This is a genomic window from Nonomuraea sp. NPDC049158, assembly GCF_040648335.1.
Classification (GTDB): domain Bacteria; phylum Actinomycetota; class Actinomycetes; order Streptosporangiales; family Streptosporangiaceae; genus Nonomuraea.
In genome coordinates this window covers 21,086-45,172 of the sequence record NZ_JBEZDM010000040.1, presented here as the reverse complement: position 1 = coordinate 45,172, position 24,087 = coordinate 21,086, and the positions used below count along the sequence as shown (strand labels likewise).

The 24,087-nt window shown below is 70.4% G+C and carries 21 protein-coding genes; 7 read left to right on the top strand and 14 right to left on the bottom strand.

Features of this window, described 5'->3' with window-relative positions; all coding sequences use genetic code 11:
- Complete coding sequence (locus AB0B61_RS48100; protein WP_357939646.1) at positions 1-411, bottom strand: sterol carrier family protein; 411 nt, start codon at positions 409-411, stop codon at positions 1-3.
- 196 nt (positions 412-607) lie between these two features.
- On the opposite strand from AB0B61_RS48100, the gene AB0B61_RS48095 reads away from it, so the two are divergent.
- Complete coding sequence (locus AB0B61_RS48095) at positions 608-2,608, top strand: PhoX family phosphatase (protein ID WP_358447576.1); 2,001 nt, start codon at positions 608-610, stop codon at positions 2,606-2,608.
- 34 nt (positions 2,609-2,642) lie between these two features.
- On the top strand, positions 2,643-4,520 hold the full coding sequence (locus AB0B61_RS48090) for an ABC transporter ATP-binding protein (RefSeq protein ID WP_358447575.1): 1,878 nt from the start codon (positions 2,643-2,645) through the stop codon (positions 4,518-4,520).
- 42 nt (positions 4,521-4,562) lie between these two features.
- On the opposite strand, the gene AB0B61_RS48085 is transcribed toward AB0B61_RS48090, so the two are convergent.
- On the bottom strand, positions 4,563-5,990 hold the full coding sequence (locus tag AB0B61_RS48085) for an MFS transporter (protein WP_358447573.1): 1,428 nt from the start codon (positions 5,988-5,990) through the stop codon (positions 4,563-4,565).
- A 69-nt stretch (positions 5,991-6,059) separates the two neighbouring features.
- Here AB0B61_RS48085 and AB0B61_RS48080 point away from each other — a divergent pair, with 69 nt between their 5' ends.
- Positions 6,060-6,716, top strand: a complete 657-nt coding sequence (locus tag AB0B61_RS48080; RefSeq protein WP_358447658.1) for a TetR family transcriptional regulator — start codon at positions 6,060-6,062, stop codon at positions 6,714-6,716.
- A gap of 10 nt (positions 6,717-6,726) precedes the next feature.
- Entirely contained in the window at positions 6,727-7,476 is a 750-nt protein-coding gene (locus AB0B61_RS48075; RefSeq protein WP_358447571.1) for a methylenetetrahydrofolate reductase, read from the top strand.
- A 15-nt stretch (positions 7,477-7,491) separates the two neighbouring features.
- Here the strand turns inward: AB0B61_RS48075 and AB0B61_RS48070 are convergent, their stop codons facing one another.
- The 8 genes from AB0B61_RS48070 to purS form a co-directional block, all read right to left on the bottom strand.
- Positions 7,492-7,617 carry a hypothetical protein gene (locus tag AB0B61_RS48070; RefSeq protein ID WP_358447569.1) on the bottom strand — a complete coding sequence of 42 codons (126 nt, stop codon included), beginning with the start codon at positions 7,615-7,617 and terminating at the stop codon, positions 7,492-7,494.
- 116 nt (positions 7,618-7,733) lie between these two features.
- Complete coding sequence (locus AB0B61_RS48065) at positions 7,734-9,164, bottom strand: MFS transporter (RefSeq protein WP_358447568.1); 1,431 nt, start codon at positions 9,162-9,164, stop codon at positions 7,734-7,736.
- Between the two features lie 44 nt (positions 9,165-9,208).
- Positions 9,209-9,871 carry a Crp/Fnr family transcriptional regulator gene (locus AB0B61_RS48060; RefSeq protein ID WP_358447567.1) on the bottom strand — a complete coding sequence of 221 codons (663 nt, stop codon included), beginning with the start codon at positions 9,869-9,871 and terminating at the stop codon, positions 9,209-9,211.
- Between the two features lie 32 nt (positions 9,872-9,903).
- Entirely contained in the window at positions 9,904-11,922 is a 2,019-nt protein-coding gene (locus AB0B61_RS48055) for an adenylate/guanylate cyclase domain-containing protein (protein ID WP_358447565.1), read from the bottom strand.
- Positions 11,923-12,424: 502 nt separating this feature from the next.
- Positions 12,425-14,629 carry a phosphoribosylformylglycinamidine synthase subunit PurL gene (gene purL, locus AB0B61_RS48050; protein WP_358447656.1) on the bottom strand — a complete coding sequence of 735 codons (2,205 nt, stop codon included), beginning with the start codon at positions 14,627-14,629 and terminating at the stop codon, positions 12,425-12,427.
- Between the two features lie 44 nt (positions 14,630-14,673).
- Complete coding sequence (purQ, locus tag AB0B61_RS48045; RefSeq protein WP_358447564.1) at positions 14,674-15,351, bottom strand: phosphoribosylformylglycinamidine synthase subunit PurQ; 678 nt, start codon at positions 15,349-15,351, stop codon at positions 14,674-14,676.
- Between the two features lie 138 nt (positions 15,352-15,489).
- The gene (locus tag AB0B61_RS48040; RefSeq protein ID WP_225301701.1) at positions 15,490-15,876 is read right to left on the bottom strand and encodes an ATP-binding protein; all 387 of its coding nucleotides are present in this window, start codon (positions 15,874-15,876) and stop codon (positions 15,490-15,492) included.
- Between the two features lie 222 nt (positions 15,877-16,098).
- Positions 16,099-16,344, bottom strand: coding sequence for a phosphoribosylformylglycinamidine synthase subunit PurS (purS, locus tag AB0B61_RS48035; RefSeq protein WP_225301645.1), 246 nt, complete (start codon positions 16,342-16,344; stop codon positions 16,099-16,101).
- A 226-nt stretch (positions 16,345-16,570) separates the two neighbouring features.
- Here purS and pdhA point away from each other — a divergent pair, with 226 nt between their 5' ends.
- Genes pdhA through AB0B61_RS48020 form a run of 3 tightly spaced genes read left to right on the top strand, consistent with a single transcriptional unit; the run spans position 16,571 to position 20,149 of the window.
- Complete coding sequence (pdhA, locus tag AB0B61_RS48030) at positions 16,571-17,662, top strand: pyruvate dehydrogenase (acetyl-transferring) E1 component subunit alpha (protein ID WP_358447562.1); 1,092 nt, start codon at positions 16,571-16,573, stop codon at positions 17,660-17,662.
- 45 nt (positions 17,663-17,707) lie between these two features.
- Positions 17,708-18,688 (top strand): alpha-ketoacid dehydrogenase subunit beta, encoded by a 981-nt coding sequence (locus tag AB0B61_RS48025; protein ID WP_357652161.1) that lies wholly within the window; start codon positions 17,708-17,710, stop codon positions 18,686-18,688.
- A 12-nt stretch (positions 18,689-18,700) separates the two neighbouring features.
- The gene (locus AB0B61_RS48020; protein WP_358447560.1) at positions 18,701-20,149 is read left to right on the top strand and encodes a dihydrolipoamide acetyltransferase family protein; all 1,449 of its coding nucleotides are present in this window, start codon (positions 18,701-18,703) and stop codon (positions 20,147-20,149) included.
- Positions 20,150-20,211: 62 nt separating this feature from the next.
- Here the strand turns inward: AB0B61_RS48020 and AB0B61_RS48015 are convergent, their stop codons facing one another.
- Genes AB0B61_RS48015 through AB0B61_RS48000 form a run of 4 tightly spaced genes read right to left on the bottom strand, consistent with a single transcriptional unit; the run spans position 20,212 to position 23,953 of the window.
- Positions 20,212-21,384, bottom strand: coding sequence for an adenylosuccinate synthetase (locus AB0B61_RS48015; RefSeq protein ID WP_358447558.1), 1,173 nt, complete (start codon positions 21,382-21,384; stop codon positions 20,212-20,214).
- A gap of 52 nt (positions 21,385-21,436) precedes the next feature.
- Positions 21,437-22,372: a hypothetical protein gene (locus AB0B61_RS48010; protein WP_358447556.1), complete on the bottom strand. Its 936-nt coding sequence runs from the start codon at positions 22,370-22,372 to the stop codon at positions 21,437-21,439.
- A 10-nt stretch (positions 22,373-22,382) separates the two neighbouring features.
- A complete protein-coding gene (locus AB0B61_RS48005) occupies positions 22,383-23,225 on the bottom strand; it encodes a molecular chaperone DnaJ (RefSeq protein ID WP_358447554.1) in 843 nt (280 codons plus the stop codon).
- The gene (locus tag AB0B61_RS48000; RefSeq protein ID WP_358447552.1) at positions 23,222-23,953 is read right to left on the bottom strand and encodes an NUDIX hydrolase; all 732 of its coding nucleotides are present in this window, start codon (positions 23,951-23,953) and stop codon (positions 23,222-23,224) included. The genes AB0B61_RS48005 and AB0B61_RS48000 overlap by 4 nt, the downstream gene beginning before the upstream one ends.
- Between the last annotated feature and the right edge of the window lie 134 nt (positions 23,954-24,087).

Genomic DNA, 24,087 nt, shown 5'->3' with positions numbered 1-24,087 from the left:
CTAGGAGAGCGGGAGATGGCCGGACAGGTCGGCACGGGCGCCGCTCGCTGAGACGGCGCCCTTCGCCATGGCCTCGGCCCAGGTGAGGCGGCCCAGCGCGAGCTCGATCCAGGTGCGGCCGTCGGTCTCCACGACGTTCGGGGGAGTACCGCGCGTGTGCCGCGGCCCGGCGATGGCCTGTACGGCCGCGTACGGGGGCACGCGCACCTCCACCGTCCGGCCGGGCGCGGCGGTCGCCAGCCGGTCGAGCAGGTGGCGTACGGCCTGCCGGGCGGCGTCGCGCTCGGGCCGGAGATCCCGTTCGTAGGCGGCGAGCACGGCGGAGACCAGCGCGTCGGCCAGTGCCGAGGACGGTCCGTCGAAGGGCGGTTCGTCCAACGCCACGAGCTGGGCGTCCAGTGCGGCCCGCATTTTTTCCGGGTCCAATTTCCGCGAAGGCACTTGACCATTGTGTCGTGGAAAGCGTTCATCGTGTCGGAGGTCCTCGTTCACCTGCGGTTTCGATGGCGGTCGTAGCGTCCCCGCCGTAAGACAGCTCATTTTTGGAGGAACTGTGGCGAACCGGTTGCTACCGCTGCTTCCCGCGCATACATCTGGACGATCGGCGATGACCTGCCGGTTCCGCTGCGGCAACGCTTGTGCGCACGACGTGGCCAACACCAGCGACAACACCTACTTCGGCGACGTGGTCACCGAGGCGATGTCCCGCCGGGGCATGCTCCGCGCCGGCGCCCTGGGCGCCCTGGCCGCCGGGGTCGCCGGGGTCGGTGTCGCCGGGGCCGTACCGGCTCTGGCCGACCCCACCGAGCCGCCGGAGGCCGAGCTCATGGGCCGCTCCTCGGGCGGCATCCGGTTCACCCCCGTGCCGCCGAACAAGGAGGACGCGCTGACCGTCGCCGAGGGCTACACCTCGAGCGTCGTCGCGCGCTGGGGCGACCCCGTGACGGCGGACGCGCCCGCGTTCGACTTCGACAAGCAGAGCCCCGAGGCGCAGGCCAAGCAGTTCGGGTACAACTGCGACTTCGTCACGCTCTTCCCGATGGGCGCCAACCGCGGGCTGCTCTGGGTGAACCACGAGTACACCAACGAGAACCTGATGTTCCGCGGCTACACCACCGGGGCCGCCGCCACCGAGGACCAGATCAAGATCGCGCTGGCCGCCCACGGCGGATCGGTCGTCGAGATCGAGCGCGTCCGGGGCACCGGCCAGTGGAAGCTGGTCACCACCGGCCGCCGGCGGTACAACCGGCGCGTCACCGCCCAGACGCCGATGCGCTTCAGCGGCCCGGCCGCGGGCGGCGACCTGCTCAAGACCGCCGCCGACCCGAAGGGCCGCACCCCCGTCGGCATGTTGAACAACTGCTCCGGCGGATCCACGCCGTGGGGCACCGTGCTGACGGCCGAGGAGAACATCGACCAGTACTTCGTCAACGGCGACAAGGTCCCGGCGGCGCAGCTGCCGTACATCTCCCGCTACACGATCACCACCGGCACCCCGTCGAGCAGCCGCCGCTTCGACCGCGTCGAGGAGCGCTTCGACCTGGCCAAGCACCCGAACGAGGCCAACAGGTTCGGCTGGGTCGTGGAGATCGACCCGTTCGACCCCGACTCGACGCCCGTCAAGCGAACCGCGCTGGGCCGCCTGAAGCACGAGGCCGCCAACACCACGCTGGCCCGCGACGGGCGCGTGGTCGTGTACATGGGCGACGACTCCCGCTTCGAGTACATCTACAAGTTCGTGTCGAAGAACCGTTTCATCCCCGGTAACGACCGGCACAACAGGAACCTGCTCGACGAGGGCACGCTCTACGTCGCCAAGTTCACCGGCGACAGCCCCGCCGCCGAGATCGACGGGTCGGGCAAGCTGCCCTCCGACGGCGCCTTCGACGGCTCCGGCCAGTGGATCCCGCTGGTCTCGGGCGACAAGTCGTACGTGGACGGCATGACCGCCATCGAGGTGCTGGTCTACACCCGCGTCGCCGCCGACAAGGTGGGGGCGACCAAGATGGACCGCCCCGAGGACATGGAGCGCAACCCCGTCACCGGTGGCGTCTACGTGGCGCTGACCAACAACACCAACCGCACCGCGGCGCAGGTCGACGAGGCCAACCCGCGCCCGTCCAACAAGCACGGCCACGTGCTGGAGATCGTCGAGCGGCGTGACGACGCGGGGGAGAAGACGTTCGCCTGGTCGATCCCGCTGGTCTGCGGCGACCCGAACGACGCCGCGACCTACTTCGCCGGCTACGACAAGACGAAGGTCTCGCCGATCTCCTGCCCGGACAACGTGGCCTTCGACCGGGACGGCAACCTCTGGATCTCCACCGACGGCAACCAGCTCGGCAGCAACGACGGTATGTTCGTGATGCCCGTGCGCGGCAAGGAGCGCGGGCACCTGCGGCAGTTCCTCACGGTCCCGCTCGGCGCGGAGACCTGTGGCCCGATGGTCACCGAGGACCAGCGCAGCGTGTTCGTCGCGGTGCAGCATCCGGGCGAGCTGGACGGCGCCACCCCCGACAAGCCGGCCAGCCACTGGCCCGACGGTGACCAGCCGCGTCCGTCGGTCGCGGTCGTCTGGCACGAGAAGGGCCAGAAGATCGGTTCTTGACCTGAAGTTAAGTTGAGGTCCTAGGCTGCCATGCATGAGCATGGAAATGACCGCCTGGCATCAGCTGTATTCGATGAACAACCAGACGGAGCGTCGCCCCCTGTCCCGGGCGACGCTCCGTCGCGTCGGCGCCTTCGCCCGGCCGCACCGGCGCAGGGTGACGCTCTTCCTGGTGTTAAGCGTGGTGATGGCGGCCTTGGCGGTGGTCGCGCCGGTCCTCGCGGGCCGGGTCGTCGACGCGATCGTCAAGGGTGAGGCGTTCGGCATCGTGGCCGGGCTGGCGGGGTTGATCGCGATCCTCGCCCTGGCGGAGGCCGGGCTCGGCCTGGTGACCAGATGGCTGTCGGCGGGGCTCGGCGAAGGACTGATCCTCGACCTGCGTACGGCGGTCTTCGACCACGTCCAGCGGATGCCGATCGCCTTCTTCACCAGGACCCGCACGGGCGCCCTGGTCAGCCGGTTGAACAACGACGTGATCGGCGCGCAGCGCGCCTTCACCGACACCCTGTCCAGCGTGGCGGGCAACATCGTGACGCTGGTGCTGACCCTCATCGTGATGATCGGGATCTCCTGGCAGATCACGCTGCTCGCGCTGTTGCTGTTGCCGGTGTTCGTCCTGCCCGCGCGCCGGATGGGCTCCAGGATCGCCCGGCTGCGGCGTGAGGCGGCCGACCACAACGCGGCCATGGGCACGCAGATGACCGAGCGTTTCTCCGCGCCCGGCGCGACGCTGGTGAAGCTGTTCGGCCGGCCCGCCCGCGAGTCGGCGGAGTTCGCCGCCCGGGCCAGGCGGGTGCGTGACATCGGCGTGCGCACGGCCATGACCCAGTCGGTCTTCGTCACCGCGCTCACCCTGGTCTCCGCGCTGGCCCTGGCCCTCGTGTACGGCCTCGGCGGCTTCTACGCCCTGCGCGACCAGCTCGAACCCGGCTCGGTCGTCGCTCTGGCCCTGCTGCTCACCCGCCTCTATACGCCGCTGACCGCCCTGGCCAGCGCCCGGGTGGACGTGATGAGCGCGCTGGTCAGCTTCGAGCGGGTCTTCGAGGTGCTCGATCTCGAACCGCTCATCAAGGAACGGCCGGGCGCGGTCCAGGTCCCCGACGGGCCGGTCGCCGTGGAGTTCGACGACGTGCATTTCGCCTACCCCGCGGCCGACAAGGTCTCGCTCGCCTCGCTGGAGGAGGTCGCCGTCCTCGACTCGCGTGGCGGGGTCGAGGTGCTGCACGGCGTCTCCTTCACGGCCGAGCCGGGCCAGATGGTCGCCCTCGTCGGTTCCTCGGGCGCGGGCAAGTCGACGATCGCCCAGCTGCTGCCGAGGCTGTACGACGCCGACTCGGGGTCTGTGAAGATCGGCGGCGTGGACGTCCGCGACCTGACCGCCGACTCGATCCGCGACACCCTCGGCATGGTGACCCAGGACGGGCACCTGTTCCACGAGACGATCAGGGCCAACCTGCTGCTCGCCCGGCCCGAGGCCGACGAGACGGAGCTCTGGGAGGTGCTCGGCCGGGCCAGGCTGGCCACGCTCATCGAGTCCCTGCCCGACGGGCTCGACACCGTGGTCGGGGAGCGTGGCTACCGGCTGTCGGGCGGCGAGCGCCAGCGGCTGACGATCGCCCGGCTGCTGCTGGCCCGGCCCAGGGTGGTGATCCTGGACGAGGCCACCGCGGCGCTCGACTCCACCTCGGAGGCGGCCGTGCAGGAGGCGCTGGGTGAGGCTCTGCAGGGCAGGACCGCCGTGGTGATCGCGCACCGCCTGTCCACGATCCGCGCCGCCGACGTGATCCTGGTGATCGAGGACGGGCGGGTGGTGGAGCGGGGTACGCACGCCGAGCTGCTCGCCGCCGGGGGTCGCTATGAGGAGCTGTACCGGACCCAGTTCGACGAGCCCGCCACCGTCGGGGCCGCGTGAATGGGTGCGGCTCGGCCGCGCGAGCGGCTGGGGCTCGGTCGCTTAGGCGGCGGTCGTCTGCTCGTGCCGCTCGGGTCGCGGCTGGTTCACCTGGCTGTCACTCGTACGGCGGGCGCGCAGGGCGTACAGGCTGACCGGGATCGCCGTCAGCACGAGCACGGCCGCCAGCACCAGCGTGAACTGGTAGGCGTCGAGGAAGGCGGCCAGCGGCGGCCGGTCGCTGGCGCTCTGCCTGGAGCTGAGCACCGCGCCCAGGACGGTGATGCCGAGCAGCCCGAACACCTCGCGCGAGACGTTCAGGACCCCAGAGGCGATGCCCGACCTGCCCTGGGGCATGCCGGACAGGATCGCGGCGGTCAGGGGCACCAGCAGGCCGCCGCCCAGGCCGTACACCAGGAACCAGGGCAGCACGTCGCCGTAGCCGCCGTCGGCGCCGATCCCGGAGATCATGAACAGGGCGCCGCCCATCAGCGCCATGCCGAGCGCGACGGTCGGGCCGATGCCCAGCCGCGCGCTGACCCGCTGCGACAGGATCGCCATGACCGCCATGACCAGGGCCATCGGCACGAACGCGGCGCCGGCCTCGGTGGGGGAGAAGGCCAGCACGTTCTGCAGCCAGAGGGCGCTGAAGAAGTAGATGCCGAACACGCCGAACGACCAGATGCCCATGGTGATCAGGCCGCCGCTGAACATCCTCGCCCTGAACAGTGACAGGTCGATCATCGGCTCGGCGGACCGCGCCTCGACGATCAGGAACGCCAGCGCGGCCGCGAGCGCCACACCGAAGGCGGTCAGGATCTCCGGCGAGGTCCATCCGGCGCCGTCGCCCTCGATCAACCCGTAGGTGAGGGCGAACAGCGCGAGCGCCGAGGTGGCCAGGCCCGGCAGGTCGAGGCCGCGCGGTACCCGGGTGAAGGCGGGACGGACGGCCCAGAGCGCGAGACCGAGCGTGACCGCCCCGATCGGCACGTTGATCAGGTAGATCCAGCCCCAGTGCAGCCGCTCGCTGATGAAGCCGCCGGCCGCCGGGCCGAGCGCCATCGACAATGCGCCGGAGGCGCTCCAGATGCCCACGGCCCGCCCGCGCTCGCCCGGGTCGGGGAAGATCTGCGTCAGCAGTGAGAGCGCCGTCGGCGTGAGCATGGCCGCGCCGAAGCCCTGCACGGCGCGGGCGGCGATCAGCATGGTGCCGTCGGTGGCCAGCCCGGCGGCGAGGGACGACAGCGTGAAGATCACCAATCCGGTCGTGAACACCCGCCGGGCGCCGAACACGTCGGCCAGCCGGCCGCCGACCAGCATGAGCCCGGCGAACACCAGGATGTAGCCGCTCACGATCCACTCCAGGCCGGAGATCGTCAGCCCGAGCTCCCGCTGGATCGTCGGCAGCGCGACGTTCGCCAGGTTGTTGTCGAGATAGGTCATGAAGGTGCCGAGCGTCACCGCGGTGAGCGCCCACCAGCGCCGGTCCATATGCGTCCCCTATACGCCGTACTTGTACGTCGTATAGTGAACTTGTACGTCGTATAGTTGTCAACCGTGATGGGAAAACTGACCGCGGTGGCCATCGTCGAGCGGGCCCTGGAGATCGGTGACGCCGAAGGGCTCGACACCGTGACGATCAGGCGACTGGCGGCCGACCTGGGGGTGACGCCGATGGCCCTCTACTGGCACTTCAAGAACAAGGACCAGCTGCTCATCGGCATGGCGGACCACCTGATCCTGGGCTTCGGGATCAAGACCGATGACGACGACCGCCCGTGGCCCGACCGGCTGCGGGAGCTGGTCGAAGGCCTGATCAGGGTCCTGCGCGCCCACCCGTGCGCGAAGAGCGTGCTGGAGCAGGTGGACCAGGGCGCGGTGCCCAGCTTCCTGGCGGTCTGGGACCTGGCGCTCGGGCTGGCGCGGGCGGCGGGGTTCACCGTGGAGGAGTGCTGCCTGATCTCCAAATACCTGCTGCAGAGCGCCATCTCCATCGCCGACGCCCCGGTCCACTTCCGCTCCCGCCACACCTCGGAGGAGATCGCCGAGATGGTCCGGGTGAAGCGCCTGGGCCTGGAGTCACTGCCGGCGGCCCAATACCCGAACCTGGTGGAGATGGCGGGCCCGATGGTCGAGGGGATGACGGCCGGCTTCTACGACTCGTTCGGCGTGGACCTGGTCATCAGCGGCGTGGAGGCCTTGGCGGCCAGACGTTAGGGTGCTCGGCATGACTTTCGAGCTGGTCTGCGAGATCGAGCCGCCCACGACGCCTGACCTGAAGCACGTACGGCACCAGATCGGCACGATGAGCAAGATCGCCCACTCGTTCCTCATCCCGGACAACCACATCGGCCGGGCGACCGTGTCCAGCGTGGCCGTCGCGCACGAGGTCGAGGCGATGGGCGGGCGGAGCATCGCCTGCCTCAACTCCCGCGACCGCAATCTGCTCGGCTTCCAGCGCGACCTGCTGACGGCAGCGGCCTATGGGGTCGACGAGTTCCTGTTCGTCTACGGTGACAAGCCGGCGAGCGGCAACCGGACCAGCGACCTGACCGTCCGCTCGATGATCGAGGAGGCCAGGAACTTCGACGGCGGGTTCCGCGTCGGCGCGGCGGCCGGGCTGCGTCCCCTGCCCGCCTGGAAGCGCGCGGCCGACTTCCTGTTCCTCCAGGTCGGCTTCTCTCTGGAGGCCCTGCTGCGCTGGCGCGAGGCCAACCAGGTCGATGTGCCGGTCTACGCGGGAGTGATGGTGCTGGCCAGCGAGCGCCACGCCCGCACTCTGGCAGCGGCGATCCCCGACATCGCCATCCCCGACCAGCTGATCCACGCGGTGGCGGCCGACCGTATGGCGGGCGTGGACGCGGCCTGCGAGCAGGTCCTGGCCATCCGCGACTCGGGCGCCTTCGACGGCGTCCACCTGATCCCGGTCAGCCGCTACCGCGACGTGGAGTCTCGACTGGCCACGGCTTTCCGCTGAGGCCGCTGCTCGCGGTCACCTCGGAGCCTCGTGCGCGTCCGGTGTGACACCCATGAAGCGCTGGATCGCGAGCATCTCGGCTTGATCGTCGGGATCGTCCCGCAGTCGGGCGGCGTCGGCCGCGGCCTGCTCCAGCAGCATCTCCCGACGGAACCGTGCCGCCTCCGAATCGTCTGCCGGTGCGCGGTGTGCGCTCTCCCTCGCTTCATCAGGGCGAATGTTGTGCATGGTGTCAGATGTAACACATTCCGTGACCGTCACGACGGTCGCGGTCGGGCCAGGGCGGCGAATAAGGCGCCCGTCAGGGCGACGGCGAACAGCATCGCGTACGTTCGCTCGAACCCGTGCATCACCTGCCCCACCGCCACCGGCGACAGCTTGGCCAGCGTCCCCGCGTACACCTGGGCCCGTTCGGCCGGCCCCACCGAGCCGGCCAGGACGCTCAGTGACACGCCCACGCTGATCACGATCCCCATGTTCATGATCATCACCCGGAACCCGTTGACCACCCCCAGGCTGCCGCTCGGCAGCGCCCGCATGACCTGCGTGGTGTTGCCGGTCAGGAACGTGCCGCTCCCGCACCCGGCCACGAAGAGGCCGACCCCGATGATCCAGTACGGCGTGGCGGGGTCCGCCGTCAGCATCAGCGTGCCGAGTCCGACGGCGCTCATCAGCGCGCCGCCGATCGACACGACGTACGGGGAGATCTTCAGCGAGCCCGCCAGCGGTGAGGCCAGCGCCATGCCGACCGGCACCGGCAGCACGCTCAGCCCGGCCGTGAAGGCGTCCACACCCCTGGCCGCCTGGAAGTACAGCGCCACGACCAGGATCAGCGCCGAGCGGGCCAGCGCGTTGCAGAACGAGGCCAGGTTGGCGAAGGCCAGCAGCCGCTCCCCGAACAGCCGCAGGTCGAGCACCGGATGCGCGGCCCGCCGCTCCACCAGCACGATCAGCGGCACCAGCACCGCGAACACCGCCACCCCCGTCAGCACGGCCGGGCTCGACAGCCCGGCCGAGCCCGCCTCCGACAGGGCGATGAGGATGGCCGAGAGCGCGGCGAACACCAGGGCGTTGCCCAGCGCGTCCACCGGTTCGCGCGGGCCCCGGGGCATCTTGCGTAAGATCACCGCGCCCCAGCCGAAGGCGATCAGGCCGGCCGGTACGTTCACCCAGAAGATCCACTGCCAGCCGGCCGTGTCCGCGATGAGCCCGCCCAGCGTCGGCCCGGCGAGCTGCGCCACGGAGAGGGTGCCGATGTAGACGCCCATGCCCTGGCTGAGCCGGTCGGGCGGGAAGGCGTCGGTGATGATGACCGTGCCGTTGGCCAGGATCATCGCCGCCCCGACCGCCTGCAGCACGCGCATCGCGACCAGGAACCACACGCCCGGCGACAGCCCGGCCAGCAGCGAGGCGACGGTGAACAGCGCGAACCCGGCCAGATAGATCTCCCGCCGCCCCAGCAGGTCCGCCACCCGGCCGAAGAACACCAGGCTCGCGGTGTTGACCAGCAGGAACGCCAGCAGGATCCAGCCGGACTCAAAAGGGCTCGCGTGGAAGTGCCGGACCACGGTGGGCAGGGCGACGTTCAGGGTGCTGCCCGCGATGCCGATGAGGACGAGGCCGAGGCTGGTGACCGAGCAGACGCGCCAGGCGTAACGGAGGCGGTCGTCTTGGGCGGCGAGGGGCATGCCGTCCACTATGACGTACGACGTACGTCCGATTTGTCGGGGGGTTATCTGGCCCGCTTGCGCAACCCGTCAAGATCGTGGATCACCACGCGCCGCCGCCCGGTCTCGATCAGCCCGCGGTCCCGTAGCAGCCGCAGCGCCTTGCTGACGGCCTCACGTGAGGCCCCGGTCCACCCGGCCAGCTCGTCCTGGGAGAGCGGCAGAGCGACGCGTACGCCGCTGTTGGTCTTCTCGCCGTAGCGCTCGGCCAGCTCGATCAGCCGGGTCGCCACCCGGCCCGTCGTGTCGAACGCCCCGTACTCGATCCGCTTCCGGTCGGCGTCGCGCAGCCGGCCCGTGACCAGCTGCATGAGGAGTACGGCGATGCGCCCATGGGCTTGCAGGAACGCGGGGAAATCGCGGATCACGATGCCTGCGATCGGCTCCAGCGCGGTGACCGTGGCCGACCGCGGCGAGCCGTCGATGGCCGACATCTCCCCGAGCAGTCCGCCCGGCCCGCGTACGGCCAGCACCACCTCGGTGCCGCTGCTCGTGTGCGACGAGACCTTCACCCGGCCCTCGGTCAGGACGAGCACCCAGTCGGAGGTGTCGCCCTCGCTCATCACGGTCGTCCCGCGTTCCCACCTGCGCGGGCGTCCCGCGGCGCGCATTTCCTCGACCTCGTCGGCTGTGAGCATGGAGAGGAACTCGCCGGGATCTGGGTTCATGCGCCGATTATGTCGGTACGGTCAGCGCCCTTCTAGGTCATCGCGGTCAGAACGTAGGCACCCACGAGTTCTTCCTTGCCCTTGAGGCTCAGCTTTCCGAGGGGGTTCACCGTGACGCCCGCTCCCAGTTGCCTGCGCGTCGTCTCGCCGATCACCACTGTGCCCGGCTCGGCGAGGGACTGCAGCCTGGCGGCCACGTTCACGCAGTCGCCCATCGCGTTGAAGCCGCGCAGCTCCGGGCTGCCGATGTTGCCGACCAGGGCGGGACCGGTGTTGACGCCGACCCGGAACGTCGGCCACGCCTCCGCGTCCTCCCGCTTCCAGGCGATCTCCTCGGCCACCTCGGAAGCGGCCTCCTGCATGGCCAGCGCGGCCCGGCAGGCGGCCCTGGCGTGGCCGTTCTGCGTGGCCGGGGCGTTGAACAGAGCCAGCAACGCGTCGCCGACGAACTGCACGATCGTGCCGCCGTTGGCCAGGATGCAGGGCACCGCGGCCGTGTGATAGCGGTTGAGCATCTCCACGATCTCGCCGGGCGTGACCCGCTCCGAGAACGTGGTGAAGCCCTTGAGGTCGGCGAAGAGCGCGGTCAGCTCCTTCATCTGGCCGCCGAGCGCCGCCTGGCCGGGGTCGGCGAGCAGGGCGTTGGCCACGTCGGGCGACATGTACTGCCGGAAGAGGGTGTCGAGCTCCTGGTAGAGGCGGGCGTTCTCCAGCGAGATCGAGATCTGCCCGGCCAGGGTGGCGGCCAGCGCCTCGTCCTGCGCCGTGCGGCCGACCGGCACCTCCAGCACGCCCGCCAGGTGGCCCTTGACCGTCAGCGGGAAGGCGAACAGGTTGTCGCGTCTGATGGGGGCGTCTCCGGCGAACTCGTACGCGCGGGAGCCGATCTGCGTCTTGCCGTCGGCGACGAGGCCGATCCGCACGTCGCCGTACGCCTGACGGACGCGTTCGAGCGTGGTGGCCAGGAGGTCGCTCTCGGACTGGCGTACGCGGGTCTGGGCGCTCACCGCCACCAGGGCGCTCAGGCGCTCCGAGAGCTCACGCTCACGGGCCAGTGCCTCGCCGGCCCGGTCGAGGACCGCGGCCTGTCCCTCGTTGAGCCGGAACTTGTCCGATAACCGGGTGGCCGCCAGCGGCTCGCCGCGTCGTACGTGCTCGACCAGCTCTTCCAGGACCTCGTCGTAGTTCCGCTGGATGCGGGCCACGGTCGCCGACAGCGCGACCGAGTCGAACAGACCGCCGCTCGACCCCTCGCGCCTGAACTGTATGTAGGCGCTGTAGGCGACGAAGACGAAGGCCAGCGTCAGCAGGATGTGCCACTCCCACCAGGACAGATGCCAGTTGAGCTGCGACATCCCGGCGATCATGGCCTCGGCGAGCAGCGCGTAGGCGGTGATCAGGCTGACCAGCGTGGCCGAGGGCCGCTGCCGGTGCAGCTGGAACATCATCACACTGGCCGCGCCGTACAGGCCCAGGCCCGGTAGCGACAGCCATACGAGCCAGTTGACCGGCTCCTTGAGCGGTGGCTCGCTGAGCGGCGTCAGCCCGGGGATCAGCGAGGCGAGCCCCCAGAGGATCATGAATCCGAGGAGCACGCCCCGTATGAGGTGCTGGGATCTCATGACCGTCCGCGCCGCCCGCTCGCCCAGCGGGAAGGCCGAGACGAAGGCGAACCCCGAGGCGATCGTCAGCCCGACCTGCTGCCCGAGGTCGAACCCCATCGATCCGGTGGGCAGGATGATCTGCGGAGTGGCCAGGCCGTGCAGGAAGAAGAAGCCGGCGCTGGCCAGGAACACCATCGAGACCAGGAAGAGCCGGGCGTCCTGCCGTTTCCGCGACGCCTCGCTGATCAGCGCGCCGAGCGCCACGTTGAGGCCGGCCACCGAGATGATCATCCAGAAGTGGCTGGAGTGGTGCTCCCACATGATGTTGAGGTGGCCCTGGGCCAGCAGCAGCCACAGGCCGAGCAGCGGCAGGACCAGGTGGATGGCCCAGACGACCCCTCGCACCGGCTGCGTGGCAGGAGGGAGGTAGGGACTGGCGGTCGACAAGGTCATCCTCCGTGGAATGCGTGTGCCCCCGAACGGTCCCGATTATCCACTGGAGTCGGCGCATGCCGATGCGTCCTTTTACCCATAGCCGACACGGCGCTGACGGCAAGGACGGCGCTGAGGGCAAGAACGACCGTCTACCTGGATGCGGGCCAGCGCTCCCCTCTTCAGGCGGGTGGTGTAGGCCCGTGCGTGAGTGCTCTCTGGGGCGCGAGCGAGCTGCAGTTATCGGAACTGGTTGAGACGTCTCAATCACGAACGGTAATGTTTCCGTGGCCGAACGGGCAAGCGATAGCCAAGCTGGCCGTGAGGTCACTTCCTGGATTCATCGGTACGACGAGGCCGCCGGGCGGGCGGTGACAGCACGGGAACCCTTGCCTCTGCAGGGCGAGGAGCACGTCAAGTGGTCTGCCTCGAGAAGGCATGACAGACGCGACAAGGGCCGGTACGGCAATGACGAGGGCCGGTACGGCAAGTGCGTACCGGCCCCCTCACTGAAACCTCAGCCGAACAGCGCGGGCAGCGTGCCGGAGTGCGTCTCGCGCAGCTCCGCGACCGGCACCTCCAGCACCCCCTCCACCACCAGCGACGTGCCGCCGGTGGTGCCGAGGCCGTAGCAGGGCACCTCGTGGTCGGCGCAGAGCGCGGCGAACCGGTCGAAGGCCTCCGGCCGGACCACCACCAGCGCGCGGGCCGACGACTCGCTGAACAGGTCGGTGAACGCCTCGCCGCTCAGCGCCACCGTCGCCCCGATGCCCCGCGCCAGGCAGGACTCGGCCAGCGCGATGCCCAGACCGCCGTCGGACAGGTCGTGGGAGCCCTCAAGGAGCCCCTGGGCGGCGGCCTCCACCAGCACGGTGGCCATGGCCTGCTCGGCCGCCAGGTCGGCCGCCGGCGGCAGGCCGCCGAGGTGGCCGTGGGAGACGTGCGCCCACTCCGACCCGCCGAACTCCTCCTTCGTCTCACCGAGCAGCGCGATGCGCAGGCCCTCGGCGACGAACCCGGTGGCGACCCGCTTGGCCACGTCGTCGATCACGCCGAGCACGCCCACGACCGGTGTCGGGTGGATCGGGGTCGAGCCGGTCTGGTTGTAGAAGGAGACGTTGCCGCCGGTCACCGGCACACCGAGGGTCCGGCAGGCGTCGGCGAGCCCGCGTACGGCCTCGGCGAACTGCCACATGACCTCGGGGTCCTCCGGAGAGCCGAAGTTGAGGCAGTTGGTGACGGCCAGCGGGCGGGCCCCGGTGACGGCGACGTTGCGGTAGGCCTCGGCCAGCGCGAGCTGGGCGCCCGCGTAGGGGTCGAGCCGCGCGTAGCGGCCGTTGCCGTCGGTGGCCAGGGCGATGCCCCGGGTCGTCGGCTCGGCGCCGGCCATGACCTCGGAGATGCGCAGCATCCCGGCGTCGGCGGGCTGGGCGAGCACGGTGTTGGAGCGGACGTAGCGGTCGTACTGGGAGGTCACCCACTCCTTCGACGCCAGGTTCGGCGAGCCGAGCAGCTCCAGCAGGGTGACGCGCAGGTCGGCGGGCCGGTCGAGGCGGTCGGGGGTGTCGGCGTTGAGCGCGACCTGCCCGGCGGGCTCGTGGAAGGGCCGCTCGTAGACCGGGCCGTCGTCGGCCGCGGTGCCGGGCGGGATGTCGACGATCGTCTCGCCGTCCCAGGTCATCACCAGCCGGCCGGTGTCGGTGACCTCGCCGATCACGGTGGCCGGGACATCCCACTTCTCGCAGATCGCCATGAACGCCGCGATGTCCGACGGCCGGACCACGGCCATCATCCGCTCCTGCGACTCGCTCATCAGGATCTCCTCGGGCCTGAGCGAGGGATCGCGGAGCGGGACCAGGTTGAGGTCGACGTGCATGCCGCCGGTGCCCTTGGCGGCCAGCTCCGTGGTCGCGCACGAGACGCCGGCCGCGCCGAGGTCCTGGATGCCCACGACCACGTCGGCCGCGTACAGCTCCAGGCAGCACTCGATGAGCAGCTTCTCCATGAACGGGTCGCCGACCTGTACGGCGGGCCGCTTGGCGTGCGACTCGTCCTCGAAGGTCGCCGAGGCGAGCACCGACGCGCCGCCGATGCCGTCGGGCCCGGTCGAGGCGCCGAACAGCACCACCTTGTTGCCCGGCCCGGGCGCGGTGGCCAGCTTGATCTGGTCCTTGCGCAGCAGGCCCACGCACAGCGCGTTGACCAGCGGGTTGCCGATGTAGCAGGGGTCGAAGACGACCTCGCCGCCGATGTTGGGCAGGCCCAGGCAGTTGCCGTAGCTGCTGATGCCCTCGACCACGCCGGGCAGCACCCGCCGGGTGTCGTTCTGGTCGGCGCCGCCGAAGCGCAGCGCGTCCATGACCGCGATCGGGCGGGCGCCCATCGACATGATGTCGCGGACGATCCCGCCCACGCCGGTGGCGGCGCCCTGGTGCGGCTCCACGTAGGACGGGTGGTTGTGCGACTCGATCTTGAAGGTGGCGGCCCAGCCGTCGCCGATGTCGACGACGCCGGCGTTCTCTCCCATGCCGACGAGCAGTGCGTCGGACTTGGGGGCCTTCGTGGCGAACTGCCGCAGGTGCACCTTGGACGACTTGTACGAGCAGTGCTCGGACCACATGACGCTGTAGATGGCCAGCTCGGAGCCCGTGGGACGACGGCCGAGGATCTCCTTGACCCGGTCGTACTCCTCCTGCTTCATCCCCAGCTCGGCGAACGGCATCGGCTCGGCGGGCGTCTCGGCGGCCCGCTTGACGCTGTCGGTGCTCACGCGTTCACCAGCTTCTTGAGGATGGAGGTGAAGAAGCCGAGCCCGTCCGTGCTCGGCGCGCCGACGAGGTTCTCGACGGCGTGCTCGGGGTGCGGCATGAGCCCGACGACGTTGCCGGCCTCGTTGCGGATGCCGGCGATGTCGTTGGCGGAGCCGTTGGGGTTGCCGAGGTAGCGCACGACCACGCGGCCCTCGGCCTCGAGCGCGGCGATCGTCTCGGGGTCGGCGACGTAGCGGCCCTCGCCGTGCTTGATCGGCAGCACGACCTCCTGGCCGGTCTCGAACGAGTTCGTCCAGGGCGTGCCGGTCGCCTCGACCCGGAGCCGCTGGTCACGGCAGACGTAGTGCAGCGAGGCGTTGCGCGTCAGCGCGCCAGGCAGCAGGTGCGCCTCGCACAGGATCTGGAACCCGTTGCAGGTGCCGAGCACCGGCAGCCCCTCGCGGGCGGCCGGGACGAGCTCCCGCATCAGCGGCGCGAACCGCGAGATGGCGCCGCACCGCAGGTAGTCGCCGTAGGAGAAGCCGCCGGGCAGGAAGACGGCGTCCACACCCTTGAGGTCATGGTCGGCGTGCCACAGCGGAACCGCTTCCGCGCCGGACAGTCTGATCGCTCTGGCGGCGTCCTGATCGTCGAGAGTTCCTGGAAAGGTGACTACCCCCACGCGGGCGCTCATGTCTTGCGTTCCTCCAGCGTTCGTGGTGTGCACCGCCAAGGCTATCTGGTGCTCGCCGATGCCTCCCAACGGCGTGTACGGCACGCCAGGGGGCGGGCCGCCATGACAGCCCGCGAAGAGGTCGGATGGAGCGGACGGCTAGACCGCGGCCAGCTCGCGGGAGCGGCGGTTCGCCGTTTCCTCCCAGGCGAGGGTCTTGCGGAGGTGGACCGTGGTGCCGCGGCCAGGAGTGATGCCGAAGGAGATCTCGTCCACGACCGAGCGCATGATCAGCAGGCCACGGCCGTTCTCGGTGTCGGGGGGCGGAAAGTGCAGGGGCATCGAGGGCAGGCCGACCCCGTTGTCGACGACGCGTACGTCGCAGCGGCCGTAGCCGATCGAGGCCGTGACCTCATAGCGGTTGGCCGGGCCGCCGTGGCGTACCGCGTTAGAGCACGCCTCGGAGACCGCGAGCAGCATGTCGGAGATGCACGCCTCGCTCACGTTGAGCGAACGCATCGCATCCCCTAGCACTCGTCTGACCATCGGTATGCCGATCGCATCCCGAGGCAGCGCCAACGAGAACTCAATATCCACCGGACTCCTCCGGGCTCCGGAATGTCACCTGGAGTAGGTTTCCCCGTGAAATCGGGGCTAACCGCAAAATCACGTTGTTGTTATTTACTGTTGGCAAGCCCGTGGCATTGTGGCATGCCGGAACCCGACTTTAGCCGCTCGCGGGTATTTCGATGCGTCAAATGTGCTGTTCTACTCTTCGACGCGTACGACGTAGTCCTCGATGACGGTGTTGGCCAGCAGCGTCTCGGCCATCTTTCGGACGTCCGCAAGTGCCGCCTCGTCGGCCGGACCGTCCAGTTCGACCTCGAAGCGCTTGCCCTGCCGGACGGCCGCGACGCCGGAGAAGCCCAGCCTGGGCAGCGCGCGGGCGATGGCCTGGCCCTGCGGGTCGAGAATCTCGGGCTTCAGCATGACGTCTACGATGACGCGCGCCACTGCGTTCCTCCTGGATGCGGCGGGAGATGGGAAAGCCAGCCTACCGGCGCGTGTGGCAGGCAACACAACGGGAACGGGGAGGGCATGGGGCTTGCGCGAAGGGCTGTGACGTCTGCCACCATGTCCCCAAACGCGTACGAACCACCACCACATGGTCCGACGCTCGAAAGGCTGGCCTAAGGTGGCAACCCCATCGACTCCGGCCCTGACCGCACAGGAGTGGCACGTGACACTCGACGCCTCTCGTGGTGCACAAGCACCCCCGGAGCTCGTCCAGCTCCTCACCCCCGAGGGTGAGCGGGTCGAGCATCCCGACTACGACATCGACCTCAAACCTGAAGAGGTGCGGTCCCTCTACCGCGACCTCGTGCTCGTCCGGCGCGTCGACCTGGAGGCGGTCGCTCTGCAGCGGCAGGGCGAGCTCGGCATCTGGGCGTCGCTGCTCGGCCAGGAGGCCGCGCAGATCGGCTCGGGCCGCGCGCTGACCGACGCGGACATGGCCTTCCCCACCTACCGGGAGCACGGCGTGGCCTGGTGCCGCGACGTCGACCCGGTGAAGCTGCTCGGCCTGTTCCGTGGGGTGAACCACGGCGGATGGGACCCCAAGGAGCACAACTTCCACCTCTACACGATCGTGATCGGCAGCCAGACCCTGCACGCCGTCGGCTACGCGATGGGTGTCCAGCGCGACGACGCGAACGCGGCCGTCATCGCCTACTTCGGCGACGGCGCCAGCTCCCAGGGCGACGTGAACGAGTCGTTCGTCTGGGCCAGCGTGTTCAACGCGCCGATCGTGTTCTTCTGCCAGAACAACCAGTGGGCCATCTCCGAGCCGCTGGAGAAGCAGAGCCGCATCCCCCTCTACCGCAGGGCCTCCGGGTTCGGCTTCCCCGGCATCAGGGTCGACGGCAACGACGTGTTCGCCTGCCTCGCCGTGACCAGGCAGGCGCTCAAGAACGCCCGCGAAGGCCAGGGCCCGGTGCTCATCGAGGCGTTCACGTACCGGATGGGCGCCCACACCACCACGGACGACCCGACGCGTTACCGCGTGGCCAGCGAGCTGGAGGCGTGGAAGCTCAAGGACCCGATCGAGCGCGTCAAGGCGTACCTGTTCAAGAACGAGTTCGCCGACCAGGCGTTCTTCGACTCGGTCGAGGGCGAGGCCGACCAGCTCGGCGCCGACCTGCGCAGGCGCTGCCTGGCGATGCCCGACCCCGGGCCGCTCGCGATGTTCGAGCACGTCTACTCCGAGCCGCACGCGCTGATCGACGAGGAGCGCGCCCAATACGCCGCTTACCTGGAGGGCTTCAGTGAGTGAGCGAACCCCTGAGCGCCGCATGACCGTCGCGCCGAAGGAGGCGTCATGACCGTGCTCAGCCTGTCCAAGGCGCTCAACGAGGGCATGCGCAAGGCCATGGAGGACGACCCCAAGGTCCTCATCATGGGCGAGGACGTCGGCAAGCTCGGCGGCGTGTTCCGGGTCACCGACGGTCTGCAGAAGGACTTCGGCGAGGACCGGGTCATCGACACCCCGCTGGCCGAGTCCGGCATCATCGGCACCGCGATCGGCCTGGCGCTGCGCGGCTACCGGCCGGTGTGCGAGATCCAGTTCGACGGGTTCGTCTTCCCCGCGGCCGACCAGATCATCACCCAGCTGGCCAAGATGCCGATGCGTTCGCTCGGCGCGATCAAGCTGCCCGTCGTCGTACGCATCCCCTGCGGCGGCGGCATCGGCGCGGTCGAGCACCACAGCGAGTCGCCGGAGGCCTACTTCACGCACACCGCCGGGCTGCGCGTGGTCGCCTGCTCCAACCCGGCCGACGCGTACACGATGATCCAGCAGGCCATCCGCTGCGAAGACCCGGTCATCTTCTTCGAGCCCAAGCGCCGCTACTGGGAGAAGGCCGAGGTCGACACCCTCAGCACCGACTGGTGGCTGCCCCTCGACCGCGGCCGGCCGGTGCGCCAGGGCACGGACATCACGCTGATCGCCTACGGCCCGATGGTGAAGACCTGCCTGGAGGCCGCCACGGCCGCCGAGGCCGACGGGCGCTCGGTCGAGGTCCTCGACCTGCGCTCGCTCAACCCGCTCGACGCGCCGCTGGTGATGGAGTCGGTACGCCGTACCGGCCGGGCCGTGGTGGTGCACGAGGCGCCGATCAACAGCGGCTTCGGCGCCGAGCTGGCGGCCAGGATCACCGAGCAGTGCTTCTACCAGCTGGAGTCACCGGTGCTGCGCGTCGGCGGCTTCTCCACGCCCTACCCGCCGTCGAAGCTGGAGGAGCACTACCTGCCCGACCTCGACCGGGTGCTCGACGCCGTCGACCGCGCCTTCGGCTACTGAGGAGGGGGACTCATGCGACGTGAATTCAAGCTCCCCGACGTGGGCGAGGGTCTGACCGAGGCGGAGATCGTGCGCTGGCACGCCAAGCCCGGTGACACGGTCAAGGTCAACCAGATCGTGGTGGAGATCGAGACGGCCAAGTCCATCGTCGAGCTACCGATCCCCTGGGACGGCGTGGTCTCCGGGCTGATGGCCGACGAGGGCCAGACGGTCGACGTCGGCAGGCCCATCATCGCCGTCGACACGGACGAGCCGGACGACACCTCCGGGGCCGGCCGTACCGAGACGGCTGACGCCGACCGGATCGAGGCGTTGGCGGACGACCTGGTACCGCGCCCCCCGGCGGAGGGAGCCGTCGAACCCGGCGCCCATGGCAGCCCCGCCCCCAAGGAGGAACGCCAGGCGGTCCTGGTCGGTTACGGCGTCAAGACCGGCACCACAAAACGCCGCCCCCGCAAATCCCGCCCTGACGGGCCCGCCGAGTCGCCCGTGATCCCGGCCGCTCCCGAGTCGCCCGTGTTCCCGGCCACCCCGGTCGCGAACCCGTCCCGCGTCGAGGTCACCGCGCCATCAGGTCCGGCGGCGCTCGACACCCCGCGACGGGTCGCGGTCCTGGCCAAGCCACCGGTCCGCAAACTGGCCAAGGACCTGGGCGTGGACCTGAGCACCCTGGCCGGCTCGGGCCCGAACGGCTCGATCACCAGGGACGACGTCCACGCCGCCGCGGAGCGGCCCGCCCCGCGGGCGACCGCCCAGCAGGGCGAGGAGGAGCGCATCCCGGTCAAGGGCGTCCGCAAGATGACCGCCCAAGCCATGGTGACCAGCGCCTTCACCGCCCCGCACGTCACCGAGTTCCTCCAGCTCGACGTCACCGAGACCATGGAGGCCGTTCGGCGCCTGCGTACGATCCCGGACTTCGCCGAGGTCAAGGTCTCGCCGCTGCTCCTGGTCGCCAAGGCCGTGCTCACGGCCGCCCGGCGCCATCCGATGATCAATTCCGCATGGGACGAGGCCGCTCAGGAGATCGTGGTCAAGCACTACGTCAACCTGGGCATCGCCGCCGCCACCCCGCGCGGCCTCGTCGTCCCCAACATCAAGTCCGCCCACGGGCTGTCCCTCCCCGAGCTGGCCGCCGAGCTGGGCCGGCTGACGGAGACCGCCAGGGCGGGCCGCACCCAACCGGCCGAGATGGCGGGCGGCACGATCACGATCACGAACGTGGGCGTGTTCGGCGTCGACACCGGCACCCCGATCCTCAACCCGGGCGAGGCCGCCATCCTCGCCTTCGGTCAGATACGGGACATGCCGTGGGTGGTGGACGGCGAGCTCGCGGTACGCAAGGTGACGACGCTGGCGCTCTCCTTCGACCACCGGATCGTGGACGGTGAGCTGGGGTCGCTGTTCCTGCGCGACGTCGGCGCCATGCTGGAGGACCCACTCCGCATGCTCGCCTGGAGCTGATCAAGGGCTGATGTGAGGACGCGCTCGTCTGGCAGGAGGGCGGGCGCGGGGACCCGCCCGAGCTAACCGAGGGCGGGCGTGAGGACGCGCTTGTCGGCCGAGGTCGGGCCGTGTGACCCGACCCAGACGGGTGCGCCCAGAGCGTCCGCCACGGCCGCGGGCCAGTCGGTGACGGCGTCGCCGTACACCGGCTTGGCCCGCAGCAGGCGAGCGGTGCGCGTGGCGGGGTCGCCGAGCCGGAAGTCGGCCCCCTCGTACGCGTGACACAGCCGCGAAACCGGCGCGTCCAGATGCGTCAGCGCCAGCCCGTCGACCCCGCCCGCCACCTCCACCGCGTACCGATGCGCCACGGCGTCGAAGTGCCCCACCCTGAACGGCCCCTGCCACGGCCCGGTGCCGTTGTGCGGCTCCGCCAGCTCCAGCGTGGGGTCCTCCGTGACCAGCGGCCCCGGCCCGTGCCGGGGAGTGTAGGTCCGCAGCACGCCCAGCCGGAGCGCCCCGGCCCCGCCGAGCAGTTCCAGCGCGTTCGCGAAGGTCGTGGTGCTCCAGGTCGTGTACGGGTCGAACCCGTGGTTCTCGTCCAGCAGCACCCCCTGAGCCCCCTCGAACACCACCGGCCCCCGCCTGAGCAGCTCATCGGTGGAGTCCACCAGCCGCACCCGCGACGCGAACGCCCGGTAGGCCGCCACGCAGTCCGCCACCGGCGGCCCGTCCACCCCGAGCGCCTCCCGCAGCAGGCCGAGCTTGCGGGTCAGCGTCGCGGGGGAGTCGCCCGCGCGCGGGGCGAGCGCGCCGTGCGACAGCGCGTACGCCATCGCCTCGCCGACGCCCATCCCGCACGACCCGTGCCGCTCCGCCCCGCGCGCCAGCTCGCGCCGCCGGCCCGCCTCGACGTGGTACGGCGTGGCCAGCAGGCAGTCCCGATGGACCGTGATCAGCCCGAACGGATCCGGCACGCCGAGTCGTTCCAGATGGGCGGCCTCGGCGGAGAGCGCCAGCGGATCGACCACCACGAACCTCGACAGATGCGTCGGCACTCCCCGCAGCGTCCCCGAGCCGAACTGCGCGAACGCGTGGTGCCGCCCGTCCGGCAGCACCACGTTGTGCGCCGCCTGGGCGCCGCCGTTGAAGCGGATCACCGCGTGGACCGGCCGGGTGGCGCAGAGCCAGTCCACGACGGTGCCCTTGCCCGCGTCGCCGTACCCGAGGTCGGCGACGATGACGTGTTCGCTCACGCGCCGAGCCCATCGAGCGCGCCGAGCCCGTCGAGCGCGCCGAGCCGTTCGATCACGAGTCGAGCCCGTCGAGCGGCTCCGACACCACGAGCGAGCCTCGGTCCAGCTTGGCCAGCGCCTTCGACACCGAGGCGCCCGCGGCCGAGCCGAGCCCGGCCAGGTCGTCGAGGCCCTCGTCAAGACCGATGGCGTCCTCGCCGAGCCCGATCGTCAGCGCGATCGTCTCGCAGACCGCGTCGAGGTCGTCGAGCTCCAGCACGTTCTGGCCGAGCAGGTCGCGCCAGGTTCGCAGCACCCGCGCGTCGCCGGCGTAGCTGGAGCCGGCGGGCAGGATGTAGTAGACGTCGTACTTCTCGGTCAGCTCGGCGACCATCGCGGCCACGTCGATGTCGCGCTCGCGCGGACCGCCGATCAGCTTGGCGACGGCCTTCCCGCTGACCCGTGGGTAGGGCAGCTCGTCGCCGATGATGAACAGGTAGCCCCGCTTGCCGCGCTTGTCGTAGCAGTCGATCGCGGTGTGCCTGGCCATGAAGTACATGGCCAGCTCGTACGACTCCGACATCTGCCCGCCGCCCCCGCCCTCCAGCAGGATCTGGCCGAGCTGCTCGTCCATGCGGTTGTCGGACTCGAACTGCCCGACCTGGAGCGGCGCCCGGTCGCAGGTCGCGTCGCCGATGGCGCCGAACATGATCTGCGGGTCGGCGGCGTACCCCTTGCGCAGCAGCAGTCCGAGCAGGTCGGGCAGCTTGGCCTGCAGCGTGCGCGGCACGTGGCCCATCGAGCCGGTCACGTCGAAGAGCACGGCGACGGCCAGCGAGTCCGGGTGCTCGTCGGAGTCGCGGCTCTCCCGCGTGACGCCGAACGGGTCGAGGTCGGGGTGGGTGGTGGAGGCGCCGCCGTCGCTGTAGGCGAAGGCGCTGGCGCCGGTGGCGGCCCGGTAGCGGGCGGCCGAGCTGTAGACGTCGGTGGACCAGATTCCGCTGCCCATGATGTTCTCCCTAGAGGTGAAGGGGCCGGTAGGTACGCGGTCCGTAAAGGTCTTCGAGGAGCTCGTCGAGCTCGCCGAGCAGCGCCCACGCGTCGGAGGGCGGGCGCAGCAGGCAGCCCCGGACGAAGGCGCGCATCGTGCGGGGGTGCCCGCCGAGCAGCCCGGCGACGCATCGGGTGAGGCCGAGCACATCGTCGGACGGGTCGGAGAGCTGTGACCGGCACCAGTCGACGAGGACGAGCCCGTGGTCGAGGGGATGGACGAGTACGTGGCGGGGGAGCACGGCGCCGTGCGTGACGCCGGCCCGGTGCGCCAGGCCGGCGGCCACCAGCAGCCGCCGCCAGATCCAGGCCACGTCCCGGGGGTCGAGGCCGGTGCCGATCCGGTTCAGGGGGACGAAGCCGCCGGGTGCCTGGCTGAGGACGTTCGCCTGCCGGACGGCCCGCCCGGCTTTATGCCGAAATTTCGAGACAAGGCGGGGGACGTAGGGCAGGAAGCGCGGGTCCGCTTCCGAGGCGATCCGGGTGAGCGTGGCGGCCTCCCGTACCAGCAGGTGGTTGTCGGCCGGGTCGCGCGGCAGCTTGAGCAGCACCTCGCCGTCCGCCGGATACAGGACGGCGGTGCCGCCCCGATGCAGCGGCGGCCCGATCCGGTACGGCCCGACCTGCTGACCCCGGTTGAAGTCGGACCACAACTCGGCCAGCCTGGCGAACGCCTCAGCGGTCCCCGGAGACATGTCTGGGTGGAGTAACCGGGCATAGCGCCGGTAGACCCGCGCGGGGGAGTCGCCTGTGAAGAGGTCGGCGGCCGAACGCGCCCCTGTGACGATCGACGCGGCCTGCTCGGCGTTCACCGGATCTCCTCCTCTCGCGAGGGCCGCAGCAGGGCGGGGTGCAGCAGCCGGGCGTCGCCCGCGCGGTACAGCTTGGCCCGCGGCCCGCCCCTGGGCCCGCCGGTCTGCGTGCTCTCGCCGGTGCCCTCCACGAACCCGGGCACCGACAGCACCTTCCGGTGGAAGTTGCCCGCGTGCAGCGGCGTGCCCCAGACGCTCTCGTAGATCAGCCGCAGCTCGGAGATCGTGAAGGTGTCGCCCGCGAACGCCGTGGCCAGCGGGGTGTACTCCAGCTTCGACCGGGCCCGCTCCACGCCGTCGGCCAGGATGCGCTGATGGTCGAAGGCCAGCCGCGGCACGTCGTCGACCGGATGCCACACGGCCGCCGCCGCGTCGGTGCCCGCCCGGGGATCGGGCAGGTCGGGGGCGAAGGCCAGGTACGAGATCGACACCACCCGCATCCGCGGGTCCCGGCCGGGACCGCCGTAGCTGGCCAACTGCTCGATGTGCGCGGGCGCGGTGTCCAGCCCGGTCTCCTCGGCCAGCTCGCGCACCGCCGCCCCCGCCAGGTCCTCGTCGGGCCTGATGAAGCCGCCGGGCAGCGCCCAGGCGCCCTCGTACGGCTCGACGCCACGCTCCACGATCAGCACGTGCAGCCGCCGATCGCGGATGGTCAGCGCCACCACGTCGACCGTCACCGCGACCGGTGGGTAGCGACGCGGGTCGTAGCCGGCCAGGAACTCTTCCATCGATAGTCCTTCTCAATCTGAGTCAATCTCGACTTGAGAATAACCAGCCGACTCCCCGATGTCCAGAAATTTGGGCATTTACGAGATCGCGTTTAGTTGTTAAGAAGGTTTATTAACAAACTCCATCGGCCTTG